The 22170-nt window shown below is 72.7% G+C and carries 21 protein-coding genes and 1 pseudogene; 10 read left to right on the forward strand and 12 right to left on the reverse strand.

The window, feature by feature from the left end; translation table 11 throughout:
• Nucleotides 1–47 precede the first annotated feature (47 nt).
• The 6 genes from ACFYYB_RS02750 to ACFYYB_RS02775 form a co-directional block, all read right to left on the reverse strand.
• A complete protein-coding gene (locus tag ACFYYB_RS02750; protein WP_389432843.1) occupies nucleotides 48–1991 on the reverse strand; it encodes a PAS domain S-box protein in 1944 nt (647 codons plus the stop codon).
• A 149-nt stretch (nucleotides 1992–2140) separates the two neighbouring features.
• Complete coding sequence (locus ACFYYB_RS02755; RefSeq protein ID WP_389432844.1) at nucleotides 2141–3571, reverse strand: dihydrolipoyl dehydrogenase family protein; 1431 nt, start codon at nucleotides 3569–3571, stop codon at nucleotides 2141–2143.
• Nucleotides 3572–3720: 149 nt separating this feature from the next.
• The gene (locus ACFYYB_RS02760; RefSeq protein WP_389432845.1) at nucleotides 3721–4194 is read right to left on the reverse strand and encodes a thioredoxin family protein; all 474 of its coding nucleotides are present in this window, start codon (nucleotides 4192–4194) and stop codon (nucleotides 3721–3723) included.
• Nucleotides 4195–4395: 201 nt separating this feature from the next.
• Nucleotides 4396–5835, reverse strand: a complete 1440-nt coding sequence (locus ACFYYB_RS02765; protein WP_389432846.1) for an aldehyde dehydrogenase family protein — start codon at nucleotides 5833–5835, stop codon at nucleotides 4396–4398.
• 155 nt (nucleotides 5836–5990) lie between these two features.
• Nucleotides 5991–7190 carry a thiolase family protein gene (locus ACFYYB_RS02770; RefSeq protein ID WP_389432847.1) on the reverse strand — a complete coding sequence of 400 codons (1200 nt, stop codon included), beginning with the start codon at nucleotides 7188–7190 and terminating at the stop codon, nucleotides 5991–5993.
• A gap of 190 nt (nucleotides 7191–7380) precedes the next feature.
• Nucleotides 7381–8409, reverse strand: coding sequence for a LacI family DNA-binding transcriptional regulator (locus tag ACFYYB_RS02775; RefSeq protein WP_389432848.1), 1029 nt, complete (start codon nucleotides 8407–8409; stop codon nucleotides 7381–7383).
• Nucleotides 8410–8758: 349 nt separating this feature from the next.
• Between ACFYYB_RS02775 and ACFYYB_RS02780 the strand changes: the two genes are divergently transcribed.
• Both ACFYYB_RS02780 and ACFYYB_RS02785 read left to right on the forward strand, forming a co-directional pair.
• Nucleotides 8759–10003: an MFS transporter gene (locus ACFYYB_RS02780; RefSeq protein ID WP_389432849.1), complete on the forward strand. Its 1245-nt coding sequence runs from the start codon at nucleotides 8759–8761 to the stop codon at nucleotides 10001–10003.
• A gap of 140 nt (nucleotides 10004–10143) precedes the next feature.
• Nucleotides 10144–10839, forward strand: coding sequence for an alpha/beta fold hydrolase (locus tag ACFYYB_RS02785; protein ID WP_389433449.1), 696 nt, complete (start codon nucleotides 10144–10146; stop codon nucleotides 10837–10839).
• Nucleotides 10840–10970: 131 nt separating this feature from the next.
• Here ACFYYB_RS02785 and ACFYYB_RS02790 read toward each other — a convergent pair whose 3' ends face one another.
• A complete protein-coding gene (locus tag ACFYYB_RS02790) occupies nucleotides 10971–11378 on the reverse strand; it encodes a RidA family protein (RefSeq protein ID WP_389432850.1) in 408 nt (135 codons plus the stop codon).
• A 74-nt stretch (nucleotides 11379–11452) separates the two neighbouring features.
• Between ACFYYB_RS02790 and ACFYYB_RS02795 the strand changes: the two genes are divergently transcribed.
• Together ACFYYB_RS02795 and ACFYYB_RS02800 are read left to right on the forward strand one after the other, a co-directional pair.
• On the forward strand, nucleotides 11453–12085 hold the full coding sequence (locus ACFYYB_RS02795) for a TetR/AcrR family transcriptional regulator (RefSeq protein WP_389432851.1): 633 nt from the start codon (nucleotides 11453–11455) through the stop codon (nucleotides 12083–12085).
• Between the two features lie 100 nt (nucleotides 12086–12185).
• On the forward strand, nucleotides 12186–12647 hold the full coding sequence (locus ACFYYB_RS02800; RefSeq protein WP_389432852.1) for a type II toxin-antitoxin system PemK/MazF family toxin: 462 nt from the start codon (nucleotides 12186–12188) through the stop codon (nucleotides 12645–12647).
• A 69-nt stretch (nucleotides 12648–12716) separates the two neighbouring features.
• Here the strand turns inward: ACFYYB_RS02800 and ACFYYB_RS02805 are convergent, their stop codons facing one another.
• The gene (locus ACFYYB_RS02805) at nucleotides 12717–13217 is read right to left on the reverse strand and encodes a cupin domain-containing protein (RefSeq protein WP_389432853.1); all 501 of its coding nucleotides are present in this window, start codon (nucleotides 13215–13217) and stop codon (nucleotides 12717–12719) included.
• Nucleotides 13218–13259: 42 nt separating this feature from the next.
• The gene (locus tag ACFYYB_RS02810) at nucleotides 13260–13742 is read right to left on the reverse strand and encodes a MarR family winged helix-turn-helix transcriptional regulator (RefSeq protein WP_389432854.1); all 483 of its coding nucleotides are present in this window, start codon (nucleotides 13740–13742) and stop codon (nucleotides 13260–13262) included.
• 147 nt (nucleotides 13743–13889) lie between these two features.
• Here ACFYYB_RS02810 and ACFYYB_RS02815 point away from each other — a divergent pair, with 147 nt between their 5' ends.
• Nucleotides 13890–14201, forward strand: a complete 312-nt coding sequence (locus ACFYYB_RS02815) for a DUF1330 domain-containing protein (RefSeq protein WP_327303047.1) — start codon at nucleotides 13890–13892, stop codon at nucleotides 14199–14201.
• 82 nt (nucleotides 14202–14283) lie between these two features.
• Nucleotides 14284–14802, forward strand: a complete 519-nt coding sequence (locus ACFYYB_RS02820; protein ID WP_389432855.1) for a cupin domain-containing protein — start codon at nucleotides 14284–14286, stop codon at nucleotides 14800–14802.
• A gap of 46 nt (nucleotides 14803–14848) precedes the next feature.
• On the opposite strand, the gene ACFYYB_RS02825 is transcribed toward ACFYYB_RS02820, so the two are convergent.
• Nucleotides 14849–15685, reverse strand: coding sequence for a TIGR02452 family protein (locus tag ACFYYB_RS02825; RefSeq protein ID WP_389432856.1), 837 nt, complete (start codon nucleotides 15683–15685; stop codon nucleotides 14849–14851).
• Between the two features lie 72 nt (nucleotides 15686–15757).
• Between ACFYYB_RS02825 and egtA the strand changes: the two genes are divergently transcribed.
• From egtA to egtD, 4 genes are read left to right on the forward strand one after another with little or no spacing between them, the layout of a single operon-like run.
• Nucleotides 15758–17146, forward strand: a complete 1389-nt coding sequence (gene egtA, locus ACFYYB_RS02830; protein ID WP_389432857.1) for an ergothioneine biosynthesis glutamate--cysteine ligase EgtA — start codon at nucleotides 15758–15760, stop codon at nucleotides 17144–17146.
• The gene (gene egtB / locus ACFYYB_RS02835; protein ID WP_389432858.1) at nucleotides 17143–18474 is read left to right on the forward strand and encodes an ergothioneine biosynthesis protein EgtB; all 1332 of its coding nucleotides are present in this window, start codon (nucleotides 17143–17145) and stop codon (nucleotides 18472–18474) included. Before egtA ends, egtB begins: the two co-directional genes overlap by 4 nt.
• Complete coding sequence (gene egtC / locus ACFYYB_RS02840) at nucleotides 18474–19352, forward strand: ergothioneine biosynthesis protein EgtC (protein WP_389432859.1); 879 nt, start codon at nucleotides 18474–18476, stop codon at nucleotides 19350–19352. Before egtB ends, egtC begins: the two co-directional genes overlap by 1 nt.
• Complete coding sequence (gene egtD, locus ACFYYB_RS02845; protein ID WP_389432860.1) at nucleotides 19349–20419, forward strand: L-histidine N(alpha)-methyltransferase; 1071 nt, start codon at nucleotides 19349–19351, stop codon at nucleotides 20417–20419. The genes egtC and egtD overlap by 4 nt, the downstream gene beginning before the upstream one ends.
• Nucleotides 20420–20652: 233 nt before the next feature.
• Here egtD and ACFYYB_RS02850 read toward each other — a convergent pair.
• Nucleotides 20653–21186: pseudogene (locus tag ACFYYB_RS02850) on the reverse strand (lysophospholipid acyltransferase family protein); the annotation flags it as partial.
• Nucleotides 21183–22037 (reverse strand): GNAT family N-acyltransferase, encoded by an 855-nt coding sequence (locus ACFYYB_RS02855; protein WP_389432861.1) that lies wholly within the window; start codon nucleotides 22035–22037, stop codon nucleotides 21183–21185. The gene ACFYYB_RS02855 and the pseudogene ACFYYB_RS02850, both read right to left, overlap by 4 nt.
• Between the last annotated feature and the right edge of the window lie 133 nt (nucleotides 22038–22170).

A 22170-nucleotide genomic window follows, 5' to 3' on the forward strand; every position in this document is an offset into this window, starting at 1 on the left:
GGAGTCTGGCAGCGCGCAAGGGCCATGATCGGCCGAACGAGCGACCGTCACCTCTGGGTCGTGCGTGCGATTCCATCCGCGTGGTGAAGCGTGGAAGGCTCCTCCGTGCCTCTCTCCGATGCGGGCAGGGGAAGGGAGAACCAGACGGCTTTGCCCTCGGCCGTGGGCAAGGTGCCCCAGGCCTCGGCGAGGGAGTCGACCAACAGCAGTCCCCGTCCGGATTCGGCGTCGTGCGAGGCGAACCGGGCCTGCGGGAGTACGGGGCTTCCGTCGCACACTTCGACGCTGAGTTCGCGCGTCGCCTGGCGGACGCGAAGCCGGACCGGGCCGCAGCTGTGGTTCACCGCGTTGGAGAGGAGTTCCGACGCGAGCAAGCACGCGGTCTCACACAGCTGGTCGTCGCCCCTCCCCCATACCCCGAGGGTGGAACGCAGGAAGCGGCGGCCCGCGCCGACGCTGCTGGGCTGGGCGGGCAGCACCACGCTCTGCGAGGTCACAGGCGAATCGGGGAGGTGGACGAGGAGCAAGGTGACGTCGTCCGCGTAGTGGTCGGCGTCGGCGTCGGGAAGCATCTCGCCGAGGAGCCAGTCGGCCATCACTTCCAGACCTTCGACCTTGGCGCAGGTCTTGGCCAGTGCCAAGGACAGGCGGTCGACTTGTTCCTCGATGTCGCTGCCCGGGGTTTCGACCAGTCCGTCGGTGTAGAGGGCGAGGACCGAGCCGGGTTCCACCGTGTGGCGGCTCTCGTGGTGTGGTACCTCGCCGACACCGAGCGGCACGCTGACATCGACATCGAGTCGACTCACCCGGCCGTCGGGAGCAGCGAGGAGCAAGGGGAGGTGCCCGGCCGAGCAGACCGTCAGTTCTGCCGCGTCCGCGTCGACGACCAGGTAGCAGCAGGTGACGAACTGATCCGGGAGTTCGCTGACCACGGCGTCGAGGGCGCGCATCAGCTGCCAGGGCGGCATGCCGGTCTTGGCCAGCGCGTGTGAGGCCGAGCGGAGCTGACCCATGACGGCGGCGGCCTCCAGCCCGCGGCCCATGACGTCGCCGATCATGACTCCGACCCGGCCGCCGCCCAGGGGGATCAGGTCGAACCAGTCGCCGCCCACTCCCGCGCCTTGGCGCGCCGGAAAGTACCGGCTCGCCGTCGGCACCCCCGGGACCGCCGCCGGTGATCCCATGAGGCTGCGCTGCAAGGTGAGGGCGACGTGGCGCTGCTGCTCGTAGAGTTCGGCGAGCTTGTCCTCGGCGGCCTTGCGGTCGCTCACGTCCCGGATGGCCGCCGACACGAGAGTTCCGTCCGGGGTTTCCAGGGGGCTGAGGCTGATCTCGACGGGGAACTCGCGCCCGTCCCGGCACAGGCCGTGCAGTTCCAGCCCGGCGCCCATGGGTCTGACCCGGCGGTCGACGAAGTAGCCCTGCCGGAAGTGGGAATGATGACCGCGGAACCTCTCCGGGACGAGGATCTCGACGGGTCGGCCCAGCAGATCCGCCCGAGTGTGACCGAAGAGCGCTTCCGTCTGGGCGTTGACGAGTTGGATGGTGCCGCGGTCGTCGACGATGACCATCGCGTCGGGGGCGGCTTCCAGGAGTGCCCGGAACAGTGCCTCGGCGGCCTTTCGTTCGCTCACATCGCGTACGGCCGCGGAGATGAGCAGGCCGTCGGCGGTCTGCAAGGGGCTGAGGCTGATCTCGACGGGAAACTCGCGCCCGTCCCGGCACAACCCGAACAGCTCCAGGCCCGCCCCCATGGGCCGGACCTGACGGCTGGCCGCGTACCCGAGCCGGTGGTGCGGGTGGAGCCCCCGGAAACGCTCGGGTACCAGGACGTCGATGGGCCGGCCGAGCAGCTCCTGACGGGGGTAACCGAACAGTGCCTCCGTCTGGGCGTTCACCAGCCGGATCACACCCGCGTCGTCCACGATCACCATCGCGTCCGGTGCCGCTTCGAGAAGGGCTCGGAAGGGTTCCTCGGTCGTTGTCGTCATGTCGTGCCTCGCACTCGCCGAACTCCACCGAAACCGATATCCGATCACGCCCCCACACGTCACCACGCCTGTTGACCGGAACATGTGCGCAAATGACCGAGTGCGACCAGGGGCAGGGCGCGGCCGACCTCCGGCCTCAGCGGCGGTACCTACCCCCTGTACCCCTCCAGCAGCCGCAGCCAGATCTCGCTGATCGTCGGGAAGGCCGGGACCGCGTGCCACAGGCGCTCGATGGGGACCTCGCCCGCGACCGCGATCGTCGCCGCGTGCAGGAGTTCGGCCGCGCCCGGGCCGACGAAGGTGACGCCGAGCAGGATCTCGCGGTCCAGGTCCACCACCATGCGGGCCCGGCCCCGGTAGCCGTCGGCGTACAGGCCCGCGCCGGAGACCTTGCCGAGGTCGTGGTCCACGGCCCGGACCCGGTGGCCGGCGCGCTCCGCCTCCGCGAGGGTCAGGCCCACCGATGCGGCTTCCGGATCGGTGAACACGGCCTGCGGGAGGGCCTGCGTATCGGCCGTCGCCACGTGCGCTCCCCAACGGCCGGTGTCCAGTGCCGCGTTGCCCGCCGCGCGGGCGGCGATGACGGAGCCCGCGATCCGGGCCTGGTACTTGCCCTGATGGGTGAGCAGCGCCCGGTGGTTGACGTCGCCGACCGCGTACAGCCAGTCGATCCCCGGGACCCGGCAGCTGTCGTCGACCGCGATCCACTCGCCCGGGGTGAGCCCGACGGTGTCGAGACCGATGTCCTCGGTGCGCGGGGCGCGCCCCGTCGCCATCAGCAGCTCGTCGCCCTCCAGCGTCTCGCCGCCTTCGAGCACCACGGTGACGGGCCCGGTCGAGCCGTCCCGTACGACGGACTCGACGGCCACGCCCGTACGGACCACCGCGCCCGCCTCGCGCAGCGCCTCGGCGACCAGTTCCCCGGCGAAGGGCTCCATGCGCGGCAGCAGCCCGGAGCCGCGTACGAGCAGGGTCACCTCGGAGCCGAGCGCCTGCCAGGCCGTGGCCATCTCCGCGGCCACCACCGACCCGCCGACGATCAGCAGCCGGCCCGGCGCCGCCTGCGCCGACGTGGCCTCGCGGCTGGTCCACGGCCGGGCGTCCTCGAGGCCCGGCAGCTCCGGGATCACGGCCCGGGTACCGGTCGCGACGACGACCGCGTGCCGCGCGGAGAGCACGTGGTGCTCCCCCTCCGGGCTGGTGACGGCGACCTTGCGGACTCCGTACAGCCGGCCGTGGCCCCGGTACACGTGGGCGCCGACCGACTCCAGCCAGTCGATCTGGCCGTCGTCCTTCCAGCTCCCGGTCCAGTAGTCGCGGTGCGCGAAGACCGCTTCCGCGTCCAGCGGACCGGCCACGGCGCCCGCCAGACCCGGCACCCGCCGCGCATCCGCCCGGGCCAGCGCCGGGCGGAGCAGCGCCTTGCTGGGGATGCAGGCCCAGTACGAGCACTCTCCGCCCACCAGCTCGCTCTCGACCAGCGCCGTGCTCAGCCCCGCGGCACGGGTCCGGTCGACCACGTTCTCGCCGGCCGGCCCCCCGCCGAGGACCACTACGTCGTACTCCACCGCTTCGCTCATCGGACCAGTCTCACCGCACGGCGGGAGCCCGTCACGTACTGGGCCGTCCGGCGTGCCGGGATCGGAGGCCCGGCACGCGCGGATCGGGCGTCCGGCGCGCGCGGATCAGCCATCCGACACGCGCGGATCCGGCGTCCGGCTCCCGGGGATCAGGCGTCCGGCGTGCCGGGCTCCTCGGCCGTGGCGCCGGCCGCGCCCGCCTGCTCGGCGGCGATCTTCGTCCGCACCTCGTCCATGTCCAGGGCCCGGGCCTGGGTGATGAGGTCCGTCAGCGCCGCCTCGGGCAGCGCGCCGGGCTGCGAGAAGATCGCGACCTGGTCCCGGACGATCATCAGGGTCGGGATGGAGCTGATCTGGAAGGCGGCGGCGAGCTCCTGCTGCGCCTCGGTGTCCACCTTGGCGAAGAGCAGGTCGGGATTGGCCTCGGCGGCCTTCTCGTAGACCGGGGCGAACTGCAGGCAGGGGCGGCACCAGCCCGCCCAGAAGTCGATCAGGACGAACGCGTTCTCGCTCACCGTCCGGTCGAAGTTCTCCTTGGTGAGTTCGACAGTAGCCACGGTATTCCAGACCTCCAGAGTGCTGTGCTGCTTGTTTTCCCTGAACGAACGGCCGGCTCGAAGCATTCCTGACCGCGGACACGACGGTACGGACCTGCGCGCCCTCGTCGCCGAAGCGACCCGGGCGGGCTGGTCACAGGAAAGGGACGGCTCCGAGGGGCCCCCGACGGACGGGAGGCGTGCCTCATGAGCCGGCACGCCCCCCTGGTCATGGCCCAGGACGCGGGCGAGGCCTCCGGGGTGACGGCCCGGGCCGACGGGGACGACCTAGAACGGATGCCCGCCCGGGGTGGCGCGGAGCGTGGTCCAGCGCAGCTCGGTGAAGGCGTCGAGGTTCGCCTCGCCGCCGAAGCGCGCGCCGGTGCCGGACGCGCCGACACCGCCGAAGGGGGCCACGGCCTCGTCGTTGACCGTCTGGTCGTTGACGTGCGCGATCCCGACCGGGATCCGCCCCGCCAGGTCCAGCCCGCGCGCCGCGTCGCCGGTCACGATCCCGAGGGAGAGCCCGTAGGGGCCGGCGGAGGCCAGCTCCACGGCCTCGTCCTCCGTCGCGAAGGACCGTACGGGCGCCACCGGCCCGAAGACCTCCTCCGCGTAGGCGGGGCTGTCGTCTCCGGCGCCCGCCAGCACCGTCGGCCGGTAGAAGAGGTTTTGGTAGGCGCCGCCGGTGACGAGTTTGGCGCCCTGTGCGGCGCTGGCTTCCACCAGACCGTGGACCCGGTCCAGCTGGGAGCGGTCGATGAGCGGACCCAGGTGCACCTGCTCCCGGTACGGGTCCCCGACCGCGAGCTCCTCCGCGCGCGCGGCGAGCCGCTCGACGTACTCGTCGTAGAGCGAGGCGTGCACGAGGTGCCGGCCGGCCGTCATGCAGATCTGGCCCTGGTGGAAGAAGGAGCCCCAGGAGGCCTGCGCGACGGCCGCCGCGACGTCGGCGTCACGGAGCACGACGAGCGCCGAGTTCCCGCCCAACTCCAGGTGCGCGCGCTTGAGGTGCCGTCCCGCCAGCTCTCCGACGATCCGGCCGCTCGCGGTGGAGCCGGTGAACGACACCACCCTGACCAGCGGATCGGTGACCACGGCCGCGCCCGTTTCCGCGCCGCCGGGGAGCACGTGCAGCAGTCCGCCCGGCAGGCCGGCCGCCGCGAAGACGGCGGCGAGGGCGAGCCCGCCACTGACCGCGGTACGGCGGTCCGGCTTGAGGAGCACCGCGTTGCCGAGGGCGAGCGCGGGGGCGACCGAGCGGATCGAGAGGATCAGCGGTGCGTTGAAGGGAGCCACCACCCCTACGACACCGACCGGTTCGCGGCGGGTGAAGGACAGCCGCGGCGCCTCGCTGGGCAGCACCTGACCGGCCGGACGCGAGGCCAGGGCCGCGGCCTCGTAGCACTCCTGCGCGGCGACGTGCAGTTCGAAGGCGGCCTTGCCGGGGATGGACCCGGACTCCCGCACCAGCCACTCCCGCAGCTCGTCGGCGTGGGCGGTGAACAGGTCCCCGGCCCGGCGCAGCACGGCGGCCCGCTCCAGGTGGGTGGCCCGCGCCCAGTCCCGCTGGGCCGCGTGGGCCCGTACGGCGACCTCCGCCACATCGGCCGGAGCGGCCAGGTCGACGGTCGCGAGGGTCTGGCCGGTGGCGGGTTCGAGGACCGGGGCGGTACCCCCGGTGAGGGTGGGTCCGTCCTGCCAGAGGGTCGGATCGAGGAGCGGCATGGCGCGGGGGCCTCCGGATGCGGGGGAGCGTGGCGCGGGGGGCGGCAGCACGCGCCATCGTGCCACTCCACCGCACCGGAGGCACCAATTCGCTTCGTTTACCGGGCAGTTGACACCCGACTATGACCGGAAACGATCGACCGGCCGAAGTCGCGTCAGCGCTCCAGGACGAGCGCGATGCCCTGCCCCACACCGATGCAGAGGGCCGCGATCCCGGTACCGGATCCGGCCGCCGCGAGCTGGTGCGCCACCGAACCGGCCAGCCGGGCGCCGGAAGCGCCGAGCGGGTGTCCGATCGCGATGGCCCCGCCGCGCGGGTTGACCACGGCCGGATCCAGCTCGGGCCAGGCCGCCAGGCATCCCAACGCCTGCGCGGCGAAGGCCTCGTTGAGCTCGAAGGCGGTGAGATCCGCCAGCCCGCGGCCCGCCTTGGCGAGCGCGCGCTCGACGGCGTCCACCGGACCGAGGCCGAAGAGCTGGGGTTCGATCCCGGTGACGGCCGACGCGCTGATCCGGGCCAACGGCTCCCGCCCGGTGGCGGCGAGCCCCTCCTCGTCCGTCAACAGCAGTGCGGCGGCCCCGTCGTTGAGCGGCGAGGCGTTGCCCGCCGTGACCGTGCCGGTGCCGTCGCTGCGGAAGGCGGGCTTCAGCCGGGCGAGCGCCTCCGGGCCGGAACCCTCGCGGATGCACTCGTCGCGCAGCAGGTCCACACCCGCGTACGGAACCACCTCGGCGCCGTACTGCCCGGCCGCCCAGGCGGCGGCCGCCTTGCGGTGGCTCTCCAGCGCGAAGGCGTCCTGCGCCTCACGGGTGATGCCGTGCTTGTCGGCGACGAGCTCGGCGCCCTCACCGAGGGAACCGGCCCACTCCGCGGGCATCCGGGGGTTGGTCATCCGCCAGCCGAGCGTGGTGGACCACATCTGCTGGTGCCCCGCGGGGAAGGCGCGCTCCGGCTTCTGCACCACCCAGGGGGCCCGGCTCATGGACTCGACACCCCCGGCGATGGCGACGGAGGCGTCCCCGAGCGCGATGGCGCGGGCCGCCTGGACGACGGCTTCGAGCCCGGAGCCGCAGAGCCGGTTGACGGTCACCCCGGGCACGGTCACGGGGAGTCCGGCGAGCAGCACCGCCATGCGGGCCACGTCGCGGTTGTCCTCGCCCGCGCCGTTGGCGTCCCCGAAGACGACGTCGTCGATGCGGGCCGGGTCCAGTGCGGGCGTACGGTCCACGAGCGCGCGCACCACGTGGGCGGCCAGGTCGTCGGGGCGGATCCCGGCCAGGGCGCCGCCGAACTTCCCGATCGGGGTGCGGACGGCGTCGACGACGTAGACGTCGCGGACGGTACGGATGCTCATGGAGTCCCTCCGGAGCGAACGGGAGGCGGCGCGGCACACCGACGCCACTGTCCGGCCCGGCGCACGCTCCGCCCGCGCCCGGTGGGGCGCGCCCGAAGTCTCCGTCCCCCCGGCCCCGCTGTCAACGCTCTCCAGGCCCCGACGGGTCCCCGACGGGGCCCCGACCTGCACCTGCCGCGGATCGACCGGCTCAGGTCGAGTCCCGCGGCACCGCCACCGCCGCCATCAGGTCGTGCCTGAGCACGACCGCCGCGGGGTCCCGCACCGCCTCGTCCACCAGCGCCGCCAGCCGCTCCCCCGTCGGCATCTCCATCTGCACCGTGCTGAGCCTCGGCCGCAGCAACCGCCCGATCATCAGATCGTCGGCGCCCATGACGGCCACGTCCTGCGGCACCCGCAGCCCCGCGTCCTGGAACGCGCGCATCAGCAGCATCGCGTACTCGTCGTTGTACGCGAACGCCGCCTGCAGACCGAGCGACTCCCACTGCCCGGCGAGCTCCGCGGCCGACTCCTCCGAGTAGGCCATCCGCAGGGCGACGATCTCCGCCCCCGCCACGGACCGCGCGCCCTGGAGCCGGGGCGTGGAGAACAGCTCGAGCCCTTCCTCCTTCGGAACGACCACGCCGATCCGTGGCCGGCCCCGCTCCACCAGGTGCTCCGCCGCCCGGGCGCCGACCTCCGCCTGGTCCATGACCAGCGCGTGCGCCCCGGACACGGCTTCGGGCCCCATCGTCAGCACCGCGCGCGCCCCGGCCCGCTTGAGCGTGGCCACGTTGTGCGCGGACAGGGTGATCTCGCCGAGGGAGAGCACCGCGACCGGCCGGAGTTCGGCCCAGGCCCGCGCGGCCTCGTCACCGGTGAGGCCGAGGCTGCCGTACTGGACCACCGTGTAGTCCAGGGCGCGCAGGGCCCACTGCAACTCGTTGAGGAAGGTGCTGTACAGCGGGCCGATCGGCACGTGGGACGTGGGCAGCAGCACGATGCGGGTGTGTCCGGCGCGCAGACTGCGGGCGGCCGCGTGGGGGACGTAGCCGAGCTCTTCGGCGGCCTCGCGCACTTTGCGGCGGGTCGGCTCGCTGATGCGTACGGCCTCCGCGTTGTTCAGGACGTACGAGACCGTCGCGCGCGACACGCCGGCGAGACGGGCGACGTCGGCGCTGGTCGGCACGGCCGGCTGGGGCTGCGACGGCGGTGTGGGGGGCTTCGGTGACTGAGACATTGCCGTGGCATCTTTCCAGACCGTTTGTGCCCAGGGGCTAGCGGATGGCCGGAAACCAATGCTACACAGTGGTTACACGATTCACTGACACGTGTAACCAGGGCGTCACCCGAGCTTCACCAAAGGGTGTCTCCGGGTGTTTCCCCACGTGCCGGTGGCGTGCCCAGCCGTGCCGCCGCCCTGCCGTGTTCCGTCGCACCCCCGCCGTCGCGACAGGGCGGCGCGCACTCCTTCCCACGCTGGTCCCCGTTGTTCCCCGGCTCGTCCCCACACCCCTCAGCGCCCCTCCGTACCCCCAAGTAGCCCCTCCATACCCCTCGTTCCTTCCCAAACTGCCCAGGAGGGCACCGTGGCCCTTTCCTCCCCCGGCACCGGCACCGCCGCCGCCACCACCGAAGCCCCCGCCACCCGGCGCGGCCTGCTCCCCTTGCTGCTCGTCGGCAACGGAGCCATGTACGCCCTCTACATCGGCGTCGCCGGCGTACTCCTCGCCCTCCAGGTCGAAGACATCGACGCGGCGAACAAGGTCTCCAACTTCGGCCTGATCGCGGGGGTCTCGGCGATCTTCGCGACGGTCTTCAACCCGGTCGCGGGCGCCCTGTCCGACCGCAGCGGACGGCGCAACCCCTGGATCCTGGGCGGCGGGCTCGCCGCGATACCGGCGATGTTCCTGCTCGGCCTCGCGGACACGATCCTGCTCATCACCATCGCCTGGTGCCTCGGCCAGGCCGTGATGAACATCTACCAGGCCGCCATCACCTCCGTGGTTCCCGACCGGGTGCCGATGAGCGCCCGCGGCAAGGCCTCCGCCGCCGTCGGCCTCGGCCTGCCGCTGGGTTCGACCGTCGGCGCCCTGATCGGCGCGGCGTTCTCGGACGACTACCGCACCGGGTACCTGATCTTCGGCGCGCTCGTCGCCGGCGCCGCCGTCCTGTTCACCGTCTGCACCCGCGAGGAGCGGCGCCCGGCCAAGCCCTCCATGCCGGTCAAGGAGCAGCTCGCCGCCTTCGCGAGCGCCCTGAAGGACCACGACTTCCGCTGGGCGTTCATCGGGCGGGCCCTGCTGGTCCTCGGCTACTTCGCGGTGAGCGGCTACCAGCTGTACATCCTCCAGGACCACACCGTGCTGCCCGAGGGCATGAAGCCGGAGGCCGCGGTCGCCATCATGATGCCGCTGACCAGCGTGGCGATGGTCGTCTCCACCGTCCTCGGCGGATGGCTCTCGGACAAGTACGACCGCCGCAAGCTCTTCGTCGGCGCCTCCGCCCTGCTGTCCGCCATCGCCCTGGTGATCCCGGCCCTGTCGACCAGTTGGACGGCCATGCTGGCCTTCGCCGTGATCAACGGCCTCGCCTTCGGCTCCTACATGGCCGTGGACACCGCCCTGGTGACGATGGTGCTCCCCAAGGCCGAGGACGCCGCCCGCGACATGGGCGTACTCAACATCGCCAACGCGGGCCCGCAGATCATCGCCCCCTTCATCGCCTCGGTCATCGTGTCCGTGAGCGGCGGCTACACGGCCCTGTTCATCGCGGCCGCCGCCCTGGCGGTGGCCGGCGCCCTGGCGGTCAAGCCGATCCGCAGCGTCCGCTGAGGGACGGGCCCCCTGCCTGGCGGCTCGGTGGCATGCCGGGCCGGCGAGCCGCCGGACCGAGGTCCCGCCCCCGCCCCGTTCCACTCACCGATTCATCGATGCCCCACGACGCATCACCCCTGACGACGAAAGGCACCACCGTGCAGCTCCACACCCACACCTGGGGCGAAGGCGACCGCGTCGCCCTCCTGATCCACGGGATCATGGCCGACCACCGGACCTGGCGCCGGGTCGGCCCCGCCCTCGCCGAACGCGGCTACCGCGTCATCGCCGTGGACCTGCGCGGCCACGGCGCCAGCGGCCGGGGCGAGTACAGCCCGGAGGCCTTCGCCGACGACGTGGCCGAAACCCTGCCGGTCGGCGCCGAACTCGCCATCGGCCACTCCCTCGGCGGCCTGACCCTCGCGAAGGCCGTCGACCGCCTGAAGCCGAAGCGTGCCGTGTTCTCGGACCCCGCCTGGCACTTGGCGGAGCTCGGCGAGGGCTTCGGGCCGGAGATGTTCGCCCAGTTCAAGTCCGCGCCCAAGGAGCGGATCCAGGCGATGAACCCGCGCTGGGAGGAGGCCGACGTGGACGTCGAACTGGCCACCCTCGCCCTCTGGGACGAGGCGACCGCCCTCAGCCTGGCTCCGCTGACGGGCACGGACCTGCTGCCGGCCGCGCCGGTGGTCCCGTCGCTCGTGCAGCTGGCGGACCCGAGCTTCCTGATCTCACCGGAGCGCGCGACGCTCCTCAAGGAGCGCGGCTTCGAGGTCCGCTCGGTGACCGGCGCCGGCCACACCATCCACCGCGACGACTTCGACGGCTTCATGACTTCGCTGGAGGGCTGGATCTAGGGACCGGCCCCCACCACCTGGGATTCCATCACCCCGTCCTCCCGGCAGAGCTCCCCGTTCAGCCGTGCCGAGAGGGCGGGGTGGTGGGCATTCCGGTTCGCCCCACCACGAGCCGGAAGGCCGTCACCTCGTCAGTCGAGCACGGCCGTGGCTTCGACCTCGACGAGGAGATCGGGTTCCCCCAGCGCCGCGACGCCCAGCAGCGTGATCGGCTTGACGGGGTCGACACCGAGCTTGGCCGCCGCCCGGGCCACGCCCTCCCCCAGCAGCGGCATCTTCTCGGGGCTCCAGTCGACGACGTAGACGGTCAACTTGGCCACATCGTCGAAGGATCCGCCGATCTCGCCCAGGGCGGTGCCGATGTTGAGATAGCACTGCTCGACCTGAGCGGCGAGGTCCCCCTCGCCGACAGGACGCCCTTCGGCATCGCGCGCCACCTGACCTGCGAGGAACACCAGCTTCGACCCGGTGGCGATCGAGAGCTGACGGTAGACGTCCGGTTTCGGCAACCCGTTGGGATTGACGAGCTTCACGGTCATAACAGCTCCTTGTCGTCGGGGCGCGCGGTCCGGCGCCCTCCGCAAACCATAGCGCTGCTATGTATTGTCGGGGCATGGCGCGAACCAAAGACCCGGCGATCCGTTCCCTCCTGATCGAACGAGCCGCCATGATGCTGCGCACCCGGGAGCCGGTCACGCTCCGTTCCGTCGTGGCCGGAACCGGCGTATCGACGATGGCCGTCTACACCTACTTCGGAGGCATGGACGGCCTGTGGACGGCCATGCGCCAGGAAGGCTTCAAAGGCCTGGCCGCCGTGCTCGACACGGTGGAGCCGTCCGCGGATCCGGTACGAGACCTGGCCGCCCTCGGAGCCGCCTACGTGCGCCACGCCCTCGCCGCCCCCGATCTCTACCGGATCATGTTCGACGCCGGCTTCGCACTCGAAGACGCCAAGGCCGCGGACGAGACCCTGCACCGCCTGGTCAGCGCCGTCGAACGGGCCAAGTCCGCCGGCCGCTTTCACGAAGACACCGACCCCCTGACCCTGGCGACGCACAGCTGGGTGATCGGCCACGGACTCGCGTCCCTGGTCGCGACGGGCCCACTGCCGCGTCAAGTCCTCGCCCAGGGCGTGCCCATGCTGACCGCACTGTTCACGGGCTCCGGCGATACCGCCGACAGGTGCCGCCGGTCCGTGGAGCAGGGCTGGCAGATGGCACCCGTCCCCACCGCGGACGGCCCGTAACCGCCGGGCCGGGTGGAATACACCCGGCGACCCGAAGCGCCCACCGACCCACCGGCGCACGCACCCTCCGCGCACCCCGCCACCCGGTAACCTCGCCCGAATGACGGCACTTTCACACCACAGCAATGGTCACGTCGAGCAGCCCGGTCGTGACGGGGTCACCGCGACCGCCGAGGCCGATCCGCATGCCATCGGGCCGGTGCAGACCTCGTACGCCCCCGATCGCGACGGGGATCCCGATCCCGGTGAGATCGTGTGGACCTGGGTTCCGTTCGAGGAGAACGACGGGCGCGGAAAGGACCGGCCGGTGCTGGTCGTGGCCCGCGAGGAGAGCGGGACGCTCCTGGCCGTGCAGCTGTCCAGCAAGCGGCACGATCACGACCGGGAGTGGGTCCCCATCGGGACCGGACCGTGGGACAGCGCGGGCCGGGAGTCCTGGGTGGACGTGGACCGGGTGCTGCGCGTGCACGAGGACGGCATGCGGCGCGAGGCGTGCGCGCTGGACCTGGGGCGGTTCCGGCTCGTCGTGGACCGGCTGCGCGAGCTGTACGGCTGGCGCTAGCAGGCTGTCGGGACCGGCGGCCGGCGCCGGCCGCCGGGGCCCTGGCGTGGCCGCCCGGGCCCCTCGCCGTCATCCGTTGCGCGAGGACTCCCACACCGCGCTGGTGCCGAAGTAGGAGTCGTACAGCTCCTGTACCTCCAGAAGGCTCTCGGGCGGGACCTTTCCGTACCGGATCCGCTCCAGGTGCCGGAAGTACTCGAAGCGCTCGACGCCCGGCGTGATGATGACCAGCATGTCGGCGATCTCGCCCGGAGCCGCGGCGAAGGCGTGCTGCTGACCGGGCGGTACCACGACGACGTCGCCGCGCTCGGCCGTCACGACCTGCTCGCCGGCGAGCAGTTGTGCGGTGCCGTCGAGGACGTAGAACATTTCCGCGGACCTGCCGTGATGGTGCGGGCGGGCACCGTTCGCGCCCTTGGCCAGGGTCACGCGCATCGTGGAGAGCGCACCACCCACCTGGGCGCTGTCCACCAACAGGTGGTTCTGGACCGGGGTGCCGTCTCCGATGAGCTCGGCGTCGGCTGCGCGTACGACGACGGAGTCATCGAAGTCGGGGATGAAGAAGGACATGCTCGGGAGCCCGTTCTGTGCTTTCGCTTCGGCTTTCGCCCGTCATTGGTTGGCGTCGCGGATCTTCCTCAGGATCGGGATCATCGCGGAGATCTCTTCGGCCGTCAGCACGTCGTGCAGGTGACGTTGGGTCGACGCCAACCCCAATCTCCCGCGCTCGCGCGCCTCCTTGAGGCCTTCTTCCGTCGGCGCGACGAGCGTGACGCGCCGGTCCGTCGGGTGGGCCCCGCGCGTCACCAGTCCGCGCTTCTCCGCCGCGTCCAGCAGCCGCGTGGTGCGCGTCGTGCTGGTCGCGAGCGCCCGCGTGATGTCGACGGTGCGCAGAGCGTGCCCGGGGGTGCGTGCGAGGCGGAACAGCAGGTCCGAGATCGAGGCTTCGAGGTCGCCGCCCGGGCTGACCTCCGCGTCGATGCGTCCGGTCACGGCCAGGTACGCCTCGCGCAGCATCCCGTAGGTCTCCCAGCGGGGGTCGCCGAAGAGGTCCTCCCTCGCGTCAGCGGTCGAACCCTTCGCCGTTTCGTCCATCGCCTTCACCACCTTGCCGTTGACGTGCCGTTGACGTGCCGTTGCCGTTGGTGTCCACATATATCCCTTGCGGGACTGTCCTGATCGATAGTAAATTCGGGACTGTCCCGATCGGGACGATGTTGCCACAGTCGCGAGGAGATTCCCATGACCGCGTACGCGCTGTTCGACAACATAGAGGTCACCGACCCGGCCAAGCTCGCCGAGTACGCCCAGCGCGTGCGCGCGGTGGTGGAGCGCCACGGCGGCCGCTACCTCGCCGTCGGGGGGCGGCTCGACCCGGTGGAGGGGGAACCGATGCTGACCTACCCCGTCCTCATCGAGTTCCCCGACCTGGCCGCCGCCCGCGGCTGGTACGACGCCCCCGACTACCAGGAACTCAAGGCCCTCCGGCAGTCGGGCTCCAAGGCGAACGCCACCCTCTTCGAGACCGGCCCTTCCGACCTCCTGGACGCCTGAACAACCGCCCCGCGGCGTCGGACAACCGTCCGGGCGGAACCCGGACGGCCCGGAGGCCGGACCCGAACGACAGGAGCGCGCGATGTCTCACCCGCACCACCTGCAGTACCCCGAGCCCCGCTACCGGGGAGACAGGGGTGAGGTGAACGCGTCCTTCCGTTCCGCCGACACCCCGCCGGACCTGGTCTCGCCCGGCGGTGACGCCTACCGCTACCTCGCCACCCACGGGTCGACCGGCGGCGAGTACGGCCTGTACCAGGTGGACCTGGCGGCGGGGGCCGCCGGCGCCAAGACCCACTTCCACAAGGCGATGTCGGAGTCCTTCTACGTCCTCTCCGGGGAGCTGGAGCTCTTCAACGGCGAGAAGTGGGTGACGGGCCGCGCCGGTGACTTCCTGTACGTGCCGGTCGGCGGCCTGCACGGCTTCAAGAACGTGACGGACGAGCCCATGTCGATGCTCATGCTCTTCTCCCCGGGCGCCCCGCGCGAGGAGTTCTTCGAAGGGGTCGCGGAGGTGGCGCGGCGCGGCCGTGCCGCACTCAAGGAGTTCCGCGTGCGGCACGACAGCTACTTCGAGGAAGACTTCCCGGCCGGTCCCTGACCGGCCTCCTGCTGCCGGCCTCCTGCCGCCGGCTACCGACTGCCGACTACCGGGTGGACGGCTCCGCCAGTACCCGCTCGAACGTCTCCCGGGTCTCCGGATCGCGGTCGAGAATGCCGAACACCACCCGCTCGAAGACTCCCGCGAACCGTCCGGCCAGCAGTGCGCGGAAGGCCTCCGCCACCTGCGCGGGGTCGTTCTGGAAGACCCCGCACCCCCAGGCGCCCAGCACCAGCCCCCGGTACCCGTGCAGTGCGGCCACCCCCAGCACCAGCCGCGCGCGGCGGGCGAGGGCGGCGGGGATCTCGGGCTCGCGGGCCGGTTCCTGGCGGCGGATGGTGCCCGCGTTCGGGGCCGGTGAGGTGAGGAACCCGACCCGGAAGGGGGTGTCCAGGAGGGTGCCCCGGTCGTCGCGGAAGACGGGGACCCCGGGCGAGTGAATCACCCGGTCGGTGTAGAAGGTGCTGACCTCGGCGCGGTGGATCTCGTAGTACTCCGGGGCCTCCAGCAGGGTCTCGTACAGCGCCGAGGCGCGGCAGAGGGCCTCCTCCTGGGCCTTGGCCCCGCGGACGTAGCCGCCCCCGGGATTCCGGGCCGAAGCGAAGTTCAGGACGGCCACGGAACCGGGTCCCGAGAGTTCCCCGGCGAGCCTTCGGGCGGCGACCGTGCTGCTCTCCCCAGTGACCTCGACGACGGTCCGACGGGTGTCCCGCGCGTCCGGCTCACCTGGAATGACCGGGTTTGGGCCATATATCCTGGTTCCTGCCTTGGCCTCCGCCACGGCGGCGGCGAGAGAGACCTGCCGTCCCGACCGCGTCCGGTAGCCGCCGGCCGCCACGATGTCCGCGTTCTCCCGCGCGATCTCGCGCAATCTGCCGCTCATGCGGTGATCTTCGGCGCTCCGACAGGGCGTCCGCAATGGATTTGTGCCCCAAGAGACGGGTAGGCACGGGTGATGTCAGAGCCGACGACAGGAGACGAGGGCCCCGTCATGCCCCAGGACTCGCTCACCCGACTGACCGAAGCCACCGCCGAGGAACTGATCCACGGCATCTGTTTCAAGACCGGCCCGCCCCGCCTGCTGGGCGCGGAGCTCGAATGGCTGGTGTTCGACGCCGAAGAACCCGGCCGGCCCGTGTCCCACGAACGCCTCGCCGCCGCGCACGAAGCGGCCCGAGCCCTCTCGCTCGGTTCCGACGTCACCGTCGAGCCCGGGGGCCAGCTGGAACTCAGCTCGCCCCCCGCCACCTCCCTGACCGGCTGCGTCGACGGCCTCCAGGCCGATCTGACCGCCGTACGGGGCGCCCTGCGCGACCGGGGACTGGTGCTGCGCGGACTGGGCCAGGACCCGCGCCGCCCGCTGCGGCGGATGCTGACCAGCCCGCGGTACGAGGCCATGGAGACCTACTTCGACCGCACCGGCCCGGCCGGGCGCGCCATGATGCGCGCCTCGGCCTCCGTGCAGGTCAACGTGGACGCAGGTCACGAGGAGCCCGGCCCGCTGGGCCACGGCAGGCGCTGGCGCCTCTCCCACCTGCTCGGTGCCGTGCTGGTCGCCGCCTTCGCCAACTCCCCCGAGCACGAAGGCCCGTACGCCGGCTGGCGGTGTGCCCGTCAGGGCAACTGGAGCGACATCGACACCCGTCGCTCCCTCGCCCCGCCGCTGGAGGCGGAGCCGCGCGGCGCGTGGACCCGGCAGGCACTGGACACCGAGGTGATGTGCGTGCGGACGCACGAGGAGGGCGCGCCCTGGGCGGTACCGCGCGGGCTGACCTTCCGCGACTGGCTGCGCTCCGACGGTGGCCACCGGCCGCCGACCGCCGCCGATCTGGACTACCACCTGACCACCCTCTTCCCGCCGGTACGGCCCCGCGGCCATCTGGAGCTGCGGATGATCGACGCGCAGCCCGGCGAGGACGGCTGGCTGGTCCCGGTGGCGGTCGTACACGCGCTGTTCGACGACCCGGAGGCCGCGGAGACCGCGTACCGCGTGGCGAAGGGGCTGGCCGATTCCTACGGCGCCGGGCCCGCGCCGCGCAATCCGCTGTGGCGCTCCGCCGCCCGGGACGCGCTGTCCGATCCGGAGCTGCGGTCCGCCGCCCGCGCCTGCTTCCGGGCCGCGCTCGCGGCGCTGCCACGGATCGGAGCCGGCGGCCACGTCCTCGACACGGTCGGCGAGTTCACCGAGCGCTACGTGTCCCGCGGCCGCTGCCCGGCCGACGACCGGACCGAACCGCAGAGCCGGCAGACCCGCTCGCGCCCACATCAGCAGCAGGCGCAGCAGCCCGCGCGTCCGCACCCGCGAACCCGACCGCAGCCGACGGGCGAGGAGGCACGCTCATGACCGCCGAACCGGAGCTCCTGCGCGAGCGGGCCGCCGCCGCCCTGACCGCGGCGCGCGTCCGCACGGCCGGACTCACCGACGCCGTCACCGAGTCGGAACTGACAGCGCAGCACTCCCCCTTGATGTCGCCGCTGGTCTGGGACCTCGCGCACATCGGGAACATGGAGGAGCTCTGGCTGCTGCGCAACGTGGCGGGCCGCGAGTCCATGCACCCCGAGATAGACCCGCTCTACGACGCGTTCGAGCATCCCCGCGCGGAGCGCCCGAAGTTGCCGCTGCTGAGCCCCGGCGAGGCCCGCCGCTACGCCGCCGAGGTCCGCGGCCGGGTCTTCGACCTGCTGGAGCGCACTCCCCTGGAGGGCACGGCCCTGCTGGACGGCGGCTACGTCTTCGGGATGATCGCCCAGCACGAACAGCAGCACGACGAGACGATGCTGATCACCCATCAGCTGCGGCAGGGCGCGCCGGTGCTGACGGCGCCCGACCCGGAGCCCCCACAGGGACCTCCGCCGGCGGCGGCCGAAGTGTTCGTACCGGCGGGCCCGTTCACGATGGGCACCTCGGCGGAGCCCTGGTCCCTGGACAACGAGCGGCCCGCGCACCAGCGCGAGGTCGAGGCGTTCTGGATCGACACCGTTCCGGTGACCAATGCCGCGTACCAGGAGTTCATGGCGGACGGCGGTTACCGCGAGGAGCGGTGGTGGGAGCCGGCCGGCTGGGCGGAGATCCGGCGGCACGGGATCGAGGCACCGCTGTTCTGGCACCGCGAGGGCGGTACCTGGCTGCGCCGCCGCTTCGGGGTCACCGAGCCGGTGCCCGGGGACGAGCCGGTGCTGCACGTGAGCTGGTACGAGGCCGACGCGTACGCCCGCTGGGCGGGGCGGCGGCTGCCCACCGAGGCGGAGTGGGAGAAGGCCGCCCGTCACGATCCGCGGGCCGGGCGCTCCACCCGCTACCCGTGGGGCGACGCGGACCCCACGCCCGCGCACGCCAATCTCGGCCAGCGCCACCTGCGGCCCGCCCCGGCGGGCGCCTATCCCGCGGGGGCCTCCCCGCTCGGGGTGCGCCAGCTCATCGGCGACGTGTGGGAGTGGACGTCTTCGGACTTCCTCCCCTACCCCGGCTTCCGGCCGTTCCCGTACCGCGAGTACTCGGAGGTGTTCTTCGGCCCGGAGCACAAGGTGCTGCGCGGCGGCTCCTTCGCCGTGGACGCGGTGGCCTGCCGGGGCACCTTCCGCAACTGGGACCTGCCGGTGCGCCGGCAGATCTTCTCCGGGTTCCGGACCGCGCGCGGCGCGGCCCCCGCAGGCTCCGCCGAGCAGGCCTGATGTGCCGTCACCTCGCTTATCTCGGGGCGCCCGTGAGCCTCGGCCGGGTGCTGAGCGAGCCCGAGCATTCACTGGTGCGGCAGTCGTGGGAGCCGCGCCACCAGCGTTCCGGCACGGTCAACGCCGACGGCTTCGGCGTCGGCTGGTACGCGGAGGGGGACCCGGTGCCGGCCCGCTACCGCCGGGCCGGGCCGATCTGGGGCGACCTGACCTTCAGCGACCTCGCCCGGGTGGTCCGCAGCGGGGCCGTGCTGGCCGCCGTACGGGACTCCACCCGTCCCGGGGCCGACGGGGAGGCGGCGGCGGCTCCGTTCGCGGAGGGGCAGTGGCTGTTCAGCCACAACGGCTCGCTGCGGGACTGGCCGGACGCCGTGGCACCGGTCGCGGCCGGGCTGCCGCCCCAGGAGTTGCTGTCGCTGGCCGCGCGCACGGACTCGGCCCTGATCTGGGCGCTGGTCCTGCACCGGCTGCGGGCGGACCCGGACCTCGGCGCGGCGCTGGCCGGCACGGTACGGGAGCTGGCCGCGGCCTCACCCGGATCCCGGATGAACCTGCTGCTGACCGACGGCCGGACCATAGCCGCGACGGCCTGGGGGGATTCCTTGTGGTACCTGGCCGACCCGTCGGCGCAGCGGACGGTGGTCGCCTCGGAACCCTACGACGACGACCCGCGCTGGTGCGAGGTACCCGACCGGACCCTGCTGACCGCCACCCGCACCCGGATCGGCCTCACCTCCCTGAAGGAGGCCTCCCCCGGCGCATCGCACGGACCGCACGCATCGGACGCACTACACACATCGCACACATCGGACGGAACCCACGCACCGCACACCCCGCACGCACCGCACGCACCGCACCAAGGAGACGACGGCCAGTGAACGACTTCGAGCTGACCCGCACCCTCGACGAGCACGCCGCCGAGACGGCACTGCGCGCGGATGTGCGCGACGGCCTGACCCGGTCCCCCAAGTCGCTGCCGCCCAAGTGGTTCTACGACGCCCGGGGCAGTGAACTCTTCGAGGAGATCACCCGGTTGCCCGAGTACTACCCGACGCGCGCCGAGCGGGAGATCCTGCTCGAACGGGCCCGGGAGATCGCCTCGGTGAGCGGGGCCCGCACCTTGGTGGAGCTGGGTTCCGGCTCCTCGGAGAAGACCCGGCACCTGATCGAGGCGCTGCCCGCGCTGGACACGTACGTACCGGTCGACGTGAGCGAGAGCGCGCTGGCCGGGGCGGCGAAGACCCTGCTGGACGAGCATCCGGGGCTGCGCGTACACGCGTTGCTGGCCGACTTCACCCGCGCGCTGCGGCTGCCGGACTCCCCGGGGCCCCGGCTGGTGGTGTTCCTGGGCGGCACGATCGGGAACCTGCTGCCGCCGGAGCGGGCCGTGTTCCTGGCGGACGTACGGGCGATGCTGTCGCCCGGGGACGCGCTGCTCATGGGGACGGACCTGGTGAAGGACCCGGCCGTCCTGGTGTCGGCGTACGACGACGCGCAGGGCGTGACGGCCGAGTTCAACGCGAACGTACTGTCGGTGGTGAACCGGGAGTTGGGCGCGGACTTCCACACCGCCGACTTCGCTCACGTGGCGGTGTGGAACCGGGAGCACGAGTGGATCGAGATGCGGCTGCGGGCGCGGCGGCCGTTGGTGGTGAAGGTACGGGCGCTGGATCTGGAGGTGCCCTTCGAGGAGGGTGAGGAAATCCTGACGGAGATCTCGGCGAAGTTCCGTCAGGAGGGAGTCCGCAGGGAACTCGCCTCCGCCGGACTGGAGTTGACCCACTGGTGGACGGACGCGGGAGGCCGCTTCGCCCTGTCGCTGTCGGTGGCCGACGGGATCGGCACCGACGGCTGGGAGGGCACCCCGGGCAGCAACGGCCCCGCCGGCCGTGAAACGGGCGACGCGGGCGACGCGGGTACCGGTTCGGCGAGCACGGCCGCCTGAGCCGCCGCCGCGAGGTCCCGCCGGTGCGCGTACCGGCCCGGCGGGATCCGCGGCAGCAGCCGTACCTCGGCGCGCACCCCGCGGGCCCGCGCGATCCGCCACAGCGAGGCGGTCAGCGGATCGTCCCCGACGAAGGCGGGCGCCCCGGCGGGCCCGCCGTCATCGAGCAGATAGCTGATCCTTACGGGCTGTACGGGCACCCGCGCGTCCAGCGCGGCCTGGAACGCGGCCCGGCGGAAGGGCCCTTGGGCGCGCCCGCACCAGGTGGAGCCCTCGGGGTAGACGGTGACGCGGTCGCCGGCGGCCAGGGCCCGGGTGAGGACGCCGACGGTGGCGGGCAGGCTGCGGATCCGGTCGCGTTCGATGTAGACGGTGCCGGCCTGCCGGGACAGCGGCCCGAGGACCGGCCAGCCGCGGATGTCGCTCTTGGCCAGCATCCGGGAGGGCAGGACCGCGGCGACGAGCGGGATGTCCAGCCAGGAGATGTGGTTGGCGACGATCAGCCGGCCACCCCCGGGGCCGGGGACCCCGTGCACGGTGATCCGCAGCCCGAGGGCGCCCAGCAGGGCGGCGGCCCAGGCCCGTACGAGGACGTGCCGGGGGCGCTCCGGGAGCAGCCGCAGCGGCGGGGCGCCCAGGATGCCGAGCAGGACCAGGGCGATGGCGGCGGCGAGCCGCAGGACCGCGCGCGGCACGCTCGCCGTGCGCCCCTCGTGGCCGGCGCAGTCCTCGGGGGTGCAGGGCGAGGTCGGGAGCCAGGCGCTCATGCGGCCGGGGCGAGCGAGAGGAAGTGCTTGAGGTAGCGGGGGTTGGTGCGCCGCAGGGAGAGCAGGACGTACAGGTCGGCGCAGCCGAACTCGGCGTCCAGGGCGGGCTCGCCGCAGACCCAGGCGCCCAGGCGCAGGTAGCCGCGCAGCAGCGGGGGCAGCTCCATCCGGCCGGGGAAGTCGATGCCTTCGGGGTTCCACGGGAGGTGCGGGGTGACCCGGTACTCGACGGGCGCGAGGCTGCGGGTGAGGACGTTCTCCCGGGTGGCGGCGGCCAGCACCCCGCCGTCGGAGAGGGGTATGGAGCAGCAGCCGGCGAGCCAGTTGTGCCCGGAGCGGTCCATGTACCGGGCGAGGCCGGCCCAGATGAGGGCGATGACGGCGCCGTTGCGGTGGTCGGGGTGGACGCAGGAGCGGCCCACCTCGACCAGGTCGGGGCGGATGGGATCGAGGGAGGAGAGGTCGAACTCGCCCTCGGAGTAGAGGCGTCCGGCGACGGCGGCCCGTTCGGGGGGCAGCAGCCGGTAGGTGCCGACGACCTGCTCGGTCTCCTCGTCCACGACGAGGAGGTGGTCGCAGTAGGCGTCGAAGGCGTCGGAGTCCAGGCCCGGCTCGGGGCCGTCGAGGCGGGCGCCGAGCTCTCCGGCGAAGACCAGGTGGCGCAGCCGCTGGGCGGCGCGCACCTCGGCCTCGTCGCGGGCGAGGCGGACGGCGTAGCGGGGTGCGGGGGTGTCCGTCGCCCGCGGGGCGGGCGCGGCGGGCGTGAAGAGAGCGGCGGGGGGCACGGTGGAAACGGGAGGCACGGTGGAGGTGGGGGCGACGACCGACGGGGACAGCGGGGCGATGGTCATGACGGCTCCTGGTCCGGCACGGGAAGCCAGGCCGGCAGGTGTGTGGCCTGGCTTCCTTACTTCTTCCGTGACCGGCTGGATTCGACATGGCCGCTTCGCGGCCCTTGGATGTGCGGACGCTGAACTTGGCGGG

Source organism: Streptomyces sp. NPDC002886 (genome assembly GCF_042888445.1).
Taxonomy (GTDB): Bacteria; Actinomycetota; Actinomycetes; order Streptomycetales; family Streptomycetaceae; genus Streptomyces.

Bases quoted from the DNA above. Each gene is read 5' to 3' on its own strand.
- ACFYYB_RS02750 (WP_389432843.1), bottom strand. From the start codon at position 1,991: ATGACGACAACGACCGAGGAACCCTTCCGAGCCCTTCTCGAAGCGGCA.
- ACFYYB_RS02755 (WP_389432844.1), bottom strand. From the start codon at position 3,571: ATGAGCGAAGCGGTGGAGTACGACGTAGTGGTCCTCGGCGGGGGGCCG.
- ACFYYB_RS02760 (WP_389432845.1), bottom strand. From the start codon at position 4,194: ATGCTTCGAGCCGGCCGTTCGTTCAGGGAAAACAAGCAGCACAGCACT.
- ACFYYB_RS02765 (WP_389432846.1), bottom strand. From the start codon at position 5,835: ATGCCGCTCCTCGATCCGACCCTCTGGCAGGACGGACCCACCCTCACC.
- ACFYYB_RS02770 (WP_389432847.1), bottom strand. From the start codon at position 7,190: ATGAGCATCCGTACCGTCCGCGACGTCTACGTCGTCGACGCCGTCCGC.
- ACFYYB_RS02775 (WP_389432848.1), bottom strand. From the start codon at position 8,409: ATGTCTCAGTCACCGAAGCCCCCCACACCGCCGTCGCAGCCCCAGCCG.
- ACFYYB_RS02790 (WP_389432850.1), bottom strand. From the start codon at position 11,378: ATGACCGTGAAGCTCGTCAATCCCAACGGGTTGCCGAAACCGGACGTC.
- ACFYYB_RS02795 (WP_389432851.1), top strand. From the start codon at position 11,453: ATGGCGCGAACCAAAGACCCGGCGATCCGTTCCCTCCTGATCGAACGA.
- ACFYYB_RS02800 (WP_389432852.1), top strand. From the start codon at position 12,186: ATGACGGCACTTTCACACCACAGCAATGGTCACGTCGAGCAGCCCGGT.
- ACFYYB_RS02805 (WP_389432853.1), bottom strand. From the start codon at position 13,217: ATGTCCTTCTTCATCCCCGACTTCGATGACTCCGTCGTCGTACGCGCA.
- ACFYYB_RS02810 (WP_389432854.1), bottom strand. From the start codon at position 13,742: ATGGACGAAACGGCGAAGGGTTCGACCGCTGACGCGAGGGAGGACCTC.
- ACFYYB_RS02815 (WP_327303047.1), top strand. From the start codon at position 13,890: ATGACCGCGTACGCGCTGTTCGACAACATAGAGGTCACCGACCCGGCC.
- ACFYYB_RS02820 (WP_389432855.1), top strand. From the start codon at position 14,284: ATGTCTCACCCGCACCACCTGCAGTACCCCGAGCCCCGCTACCGGGGA.
- ACFYYB_RS02825 (WP_389432856.1), bottom strand. From the start codon at position 15,685: ATGAGCGGCAGATTGCGCGAGATCGCGCGGGAGAACGCGGACATCGTG.
- egtA (WP_389432857.1), top strand. From the start codon at position 15,758: ATGTCAGAGCCGACGACAGGAGACGAGGGCCCCGTCATGCCCCAGGAC.
- egtB (WP_389432858.1), top strand. From the start codon at position 17,143: ATGACCGCCGAACCGGAGCTCCTGCGCGAGCGGGCCGCCGCCGCCCTG.
- egtC (WP_389432859.1), top strand. From the start codon at position 18,474: ATGTGCCGTCACCTCGCTTATCTCGGGGCGCCCGTGAGCCTCGGCCGG.
- ACFYYB_RS02855 (WP_389432861.1), bottom strand. From the start codon at position 22,037: ATGACCATCGCCCCGCTGTCCCCGTCGGTCGTCGCCCCCACCTCCACC.